7 protein-coding genes and 1 tRNA gene are annotated in these 5,844 nt (G+C 73.7%); 1 reads left to right on the top strand and 7 read right to left on the bottom strand.

Features of this window, described 5'->3' with window-relative positions:
* Positions 1–309: tyrosine-type recombinase/integrase (locus VF468_18080; protein ID HEX5880199.1), on the top strand; the 309-nt coding region annotated here is incomplete at its 5' end.
* Positions 310–361: 52 nt separating this feature from the next.
* On the opposite strand, the gene VF468_18075 is transcribed toward VF468_18080, so the two are convergent.
* The 7 genes from VF468_18075 to whiA all read right to left on the bottom strand — a co-directional run.
* Positions 362–446 (bottom strand) — tRNA-Leu (locus VF468_18075).
* A 54-nt stretch (positions 447–500) separates the two neighbouring features.
* Positions 501–2,138 carry an ABC transporter substrate-binding protein gene (locus tag VF468_18070; protein HEX5880198.1) on the bottom strand — a complete coding sequence of 546 codons (1,638 nt, stop codon included), beginning with the start codon at positions 2,136–2,138 and terminating at the stop codon, positions 501–503.
* A 12-nt stretch (positions 2,139–2,150) separates the two neighbouring features.
* Entirely contained in the window at positions 2,151–2,381 is a 231-nt protein-coding gene (gene secG, locus VF468_18065; protein HEX5880197.1) for a preprotein translocase subunit SecG, read from the bottom strand.
* Positions 2,382–2,440: 59 nt separating this feature from the next.
* On the bottom strand, positions 2,441–3,229 hold the full coding sequence (tpiA, locus tag VF468_18060) for a triose-phosphate isomerase (GenBank protein HEX5880196.1): 789 nt from the start codon (positions 3,227–3,229) through the stop codon (positions 2,441–2,443).
* 8 nt (positions 3,230–3,237) lie between these two features.
* A complete protein-coding gene (locus tag VF468_18055) occupies positions 3,238–4,413 on the bottom strand; it encodes a phosphoglycerate kinase (GenBank protein HEX5880195.1) in 1,176 nt (391 codons plus the stop codon).
* 10 nt (positions 4,414–4,423) lie between these two features.
* Positions 4,424–5,422, bottom strand: a complete 999-nt coding sequence (gap, locus tag VF468_18050; protein ID HEX5880194.1) for a type I glyceraldehyde-3-phosphate dehydrogenase — start codon at positions 5,420–5,422, stop codon at positions 4,424–4,426.
* A 31-nt stretch (positions 5,423–5,453) separates the two neighbouring features.
* A partial coding sequence (whiA, locus tag VF468_18045; protein ID HEX5880193.1) for a DNA-binding protein WhiA occupies positions 5,454–5,844 on the bottom strand: 391 nt, incomplete at its 5' end.

Genomic DNA, 5,844 nt, shown 5'->3' with positions numbered 1-5,844 from the left:
GACGGTCGACCCATCCACCCGGCGCGCTTCTCGCAATGGTTCCAGCAGCACGTGGTGGCGGCTGGCCTGCCGCGGATCACCCTTCATGGTCTGCGCCACAGCTACGCCACCGCGGCGCTCAAGGCCGGCGTGCCCGTGAAGGTGATCAGCGAGCGGCTTGGCCACGCCACGGTCGCCATCACGCTCGACATCCACTCACACGTCATCCCCGGGATGGACGAGCTGGCCGCGCACACCGTCGCCGGTCTGATCCTCGGCGACGACGGCGACAACAGGACGATGCACCGTCCCATTGACAACCGAGCCTAGCGCTCCGAGAGGTGAGAGGAGGTGAAGGCGCGAAGCCCCTGCTCAAGTGGGGTGTCGGAGGGGGGACTTGAACCCCCACGTCCTATCCGGACACTAGGCCCTCAACCTAGCGCGTCTGCCTATTCCGCCACTCCGACGTGGTGCACCAGGGTGCGGGCGGATTGTAGCAAAGGGCTTGGAGGGCCGAACGGTCAAGCGGGGAGGCTGACGGCGGCCAGGTCGAGGGTGCCCCAGGGGGTGAGATCGAGGCCCTGGGGGCCGGGGGTGAGGACGGCGGCGTGGTGTTCGGTGAGGAGAGGGACGGCGGGGAGGGCGGCCAGGGCGGCGGCTTCGGTCTGGTGGTAGAGGGTCGTGCGGGCGGGGTCGTCGGGGGTGGCGCGGGCCTGGTCGAGGAGGCGCTTGGCGTCCGGGACGGCCGCGGACGGGCCGGAGAGGAACGGGTCGGGGCGGGGGTAGGGGGCGACCCCGCGGACCAGCGTCACCGGCGTCTCGCCCTTCGGGGCCGGGGTGGGCTTCAGGGCGACCCCGGCGGCGGCGAGGTCGCCGGCGACCTGGGCGGCGATGCGGCGGCCCTCGGGGCCGGCCGGGATGGCCATGGTGATTGGGGCGCGACCCGCCTTGGCCTTGGCGAACAGGGCGCGGGCCTGGGCGGGGTCGTGGTCGCAGGCTGGGCAGGCCGGATCGGGCCCGGCCCCACCGCCCGACCCGGATGATCCCGTGGTCCCCGGCCCGGTGCCCGCAAGCCCCCATCCCGGGGTGGCCGGGGGGACCAGGGTCGTCGCCGCCGTGCCGGCCAGGGCGGCGGCGAGCTGGTCGCGGTCGACGGCCAGGGAGACGGCCTGGCGCCAGGCCGGGTTGCCGCCCAGCTTCGACTTGAGGTTGAAGGTGAGGTTCCAGGTGGTGAGGGTCGGGCCCTGGAGGAGGCCGGGGCGGGTGCGGCCGTCGGCGGAGGGGCCGTGGACGGTGCGGGCGGCGGCGAGCTGGTCGGAGGGGACGGGGGCGAACGCGGCCCGGCCGTTCTGGAGCTCCAGCCAGGCGGTCTGCTCGTCGGGGACGACGCGGACGCTGACCTTGTCGAGCAGGGCCGGTGGACCTGCGTAGGCGGGGTTGCGGTCGAGGGTCAGGGCGCGGCCGGGACGGGCCGGGGCGGCCAGGCGGAAGGGGCCGTTGCCGACCGGGCGGGTCAGGTAGGCGGCCGGGTCGGGGCGGACCAGGGCCGCCGGGAGCGGGGACAGCGCGACGGCGGCGACCAGGGCGGGGAGGTCGGCGAAGGGATGGTCGAGGCGGACGACCAGGGTGGCCGGGTCGGGGGTCTCAAGGCCGGCGATCGTGCGCGCCCGCCCGGCGGCGAACGCCCGGTAGCCGGCGACCCCCGACAGCAGGGCCCGGGCCGCCGGGGCGGCGCCGGCGGATGCCTTGGGGTCGGCCAGGCGCTGCCAGGCGAAGGTGAAGTCGGCGGAGCGGACCGGGGAGCCGTCGGACCAGCGGGCGTCGGGGCGGAGGCGGAACTCCCAGCGGCGCAGGGCCGGGTCGCTGGACCAGGAGGCGGCGACGGCCGGGCGGACGGCGCCGGCCGGGTCGATGGCGGTCAGGCCGTCGAACAGGTTGCCGAGGACGACCTCGTCCTCCGGGCGGTCGGCCCGGGCCGGGTCGAGCGGTCCGGGGTCGAGCAGGGCGATGGCCAGGGTCCCGCCGCTGCGGCCCCTGGGCGCCCCTCCCCCGCCGCCCGACCCGGAGCCGGACCCGCCGTCCCCACCGCCGCTCGTGCACCCGGTCACGAGGACCAGGGCGACGACCACGAGCCACCGGCGCCGCCCCACGGCGACCACGGACGGCGGCTCCTACGGCTCGAGCAGGAGGGCCAGCAGCACGCTGGTGATGCCGAACACGGTGGCGGCGGCGACCGTGAGGCGGTCGAGGTTGCGCTCGACCACGGTGGAGCCGCCGAGCTGGGTGTTCATGCCGCCGCCGAACATGTCGGAGAGGCCGCCGCCGCGGCCGGCGTGGAGGAGGATGAACAGGATCAGGGTGAACGACGCGATCACGTCGATGACGATCAGCAGCGGGATCATCGGGCAGTCCTCACAGCGCGAAGAAGGCCGGCGGGCACCGGCGAGACCGGCCGAGTGTATCAGCGGGCGCGGCGGGCCGAGCCCTTGACGATCAGGGCGAACTCGTCGGCGTCGAGGCTGGCCCCGCCGACCAGGGCGCCGTCGACGTCGGGCTTGCCGGCCAGCTCCTCGGCGTTGGAGGACTTGACGCTGCCGCCGTACTGGATGCGGAGCTCGTCGGCGGCGGCCTGGCCGACCAGGTCGGCCACGGTGGCGCGGACGACGGCGATCGTCTCCTGGGCGTCGTCGGCGGTGGCGGCGCGGCCGGTGCCGATGGCCCAGACGGGCTCGTAGGCGACGACCAGGCCGGCGACCTCGTCGCCGCCGAGGCCGGCCAGGGAGCCGCGGACCTGGCCCTGGACGACCTCGGCGGTGCGGCCGGCCTCGCGCTCGGACAGGACCTCACCGACGCAGACGATCGGGCGCATGCCGGCCCCGAGGACGGCCCTGGCCTTGCGGTTGACCAGCTCGTCGTCCTCGCCCGCGTACTGGCGGCGCTCGGAGTGGCCCACGATCACGTACCGGACGCCCAGCTTGGCCAGCATCGGCGCCGAGATCTCGCCGGTGTAGGCGCCCTGGGGCTCGGGGTGGCAGTCCTGGGCGCCGAGGGCGATCGGCAGCTTGTCCCCGTCGATCAGGGTGCCGACGCTGCGCAGGGCGGTGAACGGCGGGCACACCGCGACCTCGACGGCGTCGGTGTCCTCGCTGGACAGGGCCCAGGCCAGCTTCTGGGTGAGCTGGACCCCCTCCAGGTGGTTCTTGTGCATCTTCCAGTTGCCGGCGATCAGCGGGCGGCGAGCCACTGCCATGCCCTCCTTCAGACGGTCGGGACGGCGGCGACGCCGGGCAGGGTCTTGCCCTCGAGCAGCTCGAGGCTGGCCCCGCCGCCGGTGGACAGGTGGTCGACCCGGTCGGCCAGGCCGAGCTCGGCCAGGGCGGCCGCCGAGTCGCCGCCACCGACGGCCGTGTAGCCGTCGGCGGCGGCCACGGCCTCGGCCACCGCCTTGGTGCCGGCGGCGAACGGGGCCAGCTCGAACACGCCCATGGGCCCATTCCAGAACACGGTGCGGGCGCCGGCGGCGGCGGCGGCGAACGCCTTGGCCGTCTCCGGGCCGATGTCCAGGCCCTTCCAGCCGGCCTCGATCCCCTCCGCGGGCACGGTGCGGGCCTCGGCGTCCTCGCTGACCTCCCGGGCCACGACCACGTCGGTGGGCAGCAGCACCGGCTTGCCCTGGCCCTCGGCCGTCTCCAGCAGCCGCCGCACGGCCTCGACCTGGTCGGGCTCGAACAGCGAGTCGCCGATCTCATGGCCCTTGGCGGCCAGGAAGGTGAAGCACATGCCGCCGCCCACGACCAGGCTGTCGACCCGGCCCAGGAGGTTGTCGAGCACGGCCAGCTTGTCGGAGACCTTGCTGCCCCCGAGCACGGCCACGAACGGCCGCTCCGGGTCCTCCAGCAGCCGCGACAGCTCCTTGACCTCGCCGGCGAGCAGGAACCCGGCGTAGGTGGGGAGCCGCTCGGCCACCCCGACCACCGAGGCGTGGGCCCGGTGGGCGGCCCCAAAGGCGTCGTCCACATAGACCTCGGCCAGGGAGGCGAGCCGGTCGGCCAGCTGGGGGTCGTTCTTCTCCTCGCCGGGCTCGTAGCGGAGGTTCTGGAGCAGCAGCACCTGGCTGTCGCCGAGGGCCTCGGCAGCGTGGCCGGCCTGGTCGCCGGCGACGTCGTCGACGAAGGCGACCTCGGCCCCGAGCTCGGAGGCCAGGACGGGCCGGACCGGCTCCAGCGAGTACTTCGGGTCGCGCCTGCCCTTGGGCCGGCCGAGGTGGGAGCAGCAGATCACCCTGGCCCCGTGGTCCAGCAGCCACCGCAGGGTCGGGACGGCGGCCCGCACTCTCAGCGCATCGGTGACCTTCCCGTCCTCCAGGGGCACGTTGAAGTCGTTGCGGACCAGGACCCGCCGGCCGGCGACGTCGGCCTGGTCGACGGTGCGCAGCTCCATCGGGCTAGAGCTGCTGGCCGACGAGCACGGTCAGGTCGACGAGCCGCTTGGAGTAGCCCCACTCGTTGTCGTACCAGCCGAACACCTTGGCCAGGTTGCCGTTGGCCTGGGTCAGGGGCGAGTCGAAGATGCAGGAGGCGTCGTCGCCGACGATGTCGCGGGACACGATCGGGTCGACCGAGTAGCGGATGATCCCGGCCAGCGGCCCCTCGGACGCCTGCTTGTAGGCGTCGTTGATCTCCTCGACGGTGGTCTCGCGGCCGAGCACCACGGCCAGGTCGGTCAGCGAGCCGTCCTCCACCGGAACCCGCAGGGCGATGCCGTCGAGCTTGCCCTTGAGCTCGGGGATGACCAGGGAGGCGGCCTTGGCCGCGCCGGTCGAGGTGGGGATGGTGTTGACCGCCGCCGAGCGGGCCCGGCGCAGGTCCTTGTGGGGGAAGTCGAGGATGACCTGGTCGTTGGTGTAGGCGTGGATGGTGGTCATGAAGCCCTTCTCGATCCCGAAGTTGTCCAGCAGGACCTTGGCCAGGGGGACCACCGAGTTGGTCGTGCAGGAGGCGTTGGAGATGATGTCGTGGGCCGCCGGGTCGTACTTTTCATGGTTGATGCCCATGACGATGGTGATGTCCTCGTCCTTGGCCGGGGCCGAGATGATCACCTTCCTGGCCCCGCCCTTGAGGTGGAGGGCGGCGTCGTCGCGCTTGGTGAAGTGGCCGGTCGACTCGATGACCACGTCCACGCCGAGGTCGCCCCAGGGGAGCTGGGCCGGGTCCTTCTGGGCGCTGGCCAGGACCCGCTGGCCGCCGATGGTGATCGACTCGTCGTCGTAGCTCACGTCCCCGTCGAGGCGGCCGAAGGTCGAGTCGTACTTGAGCAGGTGGGCCAGGGTCTTGTTGTCGGTCAGGTCGTTCACGGCGACGATCTCGACGTCCTTGCCCTTGGCGGCCCTGAAGTAGTTGCGGCCGATGCGGCCGAAGCCGTTGATGCCGACGCGGACGGTCATGTCTGCCTCCCGGGAGCTTGAACGTTCCGGCTCATTCTTCCCTACCCCCAACTGGGTGCGTCAACGCCTCGATCCGCCGGATACGGGCCAGCACGCCTCCCTTGGATCGGGGCGGGTCGAGCATAGCGCCTAGCTCGGCCAGGCTGGCGTCGGGATGGGCCAGCCGCAGGGTCGCGACCTCGGCCAGGTCGGCCGGCAGGCCGTCCCAGCCCAGCCGGGCCACCGCCCGCTCCACGGCCGCCACCTGGGCCATGGCCGCGGCCACGCTGCGGCGCAGGTTGGCCTGGTCGGCGTTGGCCAGCCGCACCGCCTCGCGGCGCACCTCCCGCCGGATGCGGCCGTCCTCCCAGGCCAGGTAGGCGGTCTGGGCGCCCATGAGGAGCAGGGCCCGGCCGATGGCCTCGCCCCCCTTGACCACCACC

Source organism: Actinomycetota bacterium (genome assembly GCA_036280995.1).
In the GTDB taxonomy this organism is placed as follows: Bacteria; Actinomycetota; CALGFH01; order CALGFH01; family CALGFH01; genus CALGFH01.
The sequence above is the reverse complement of the archived record's forward strand: the minus strand, read 5'-3'. Positions and strand labels throughout refer to the sequence as shown.

Excerpts from the sequence above, each read along its gene's own strand:
- secG (HEX5880197.1), bottom strand. The coding sequence starts at position 2,381 with ATGATCCCGCTGCTGATCGTCATCGACGTGATCGCGTCGTTCACCCTG.
- tpiA (HEX5880196.1), bottom strand. The coding sequence starts at position 3,229 with ATGGCAGTGGCTCGCCGCCCGCTGATCGCCGGCAACTGGAAGATGCAC.
- gap (HEX5880194.1), bottom strand. The coding sequence starts at position 5,422 with ATGACCGTCCGCGTCGGCATCAACGGCTTCGGCCGCATCGGCCGCAAC.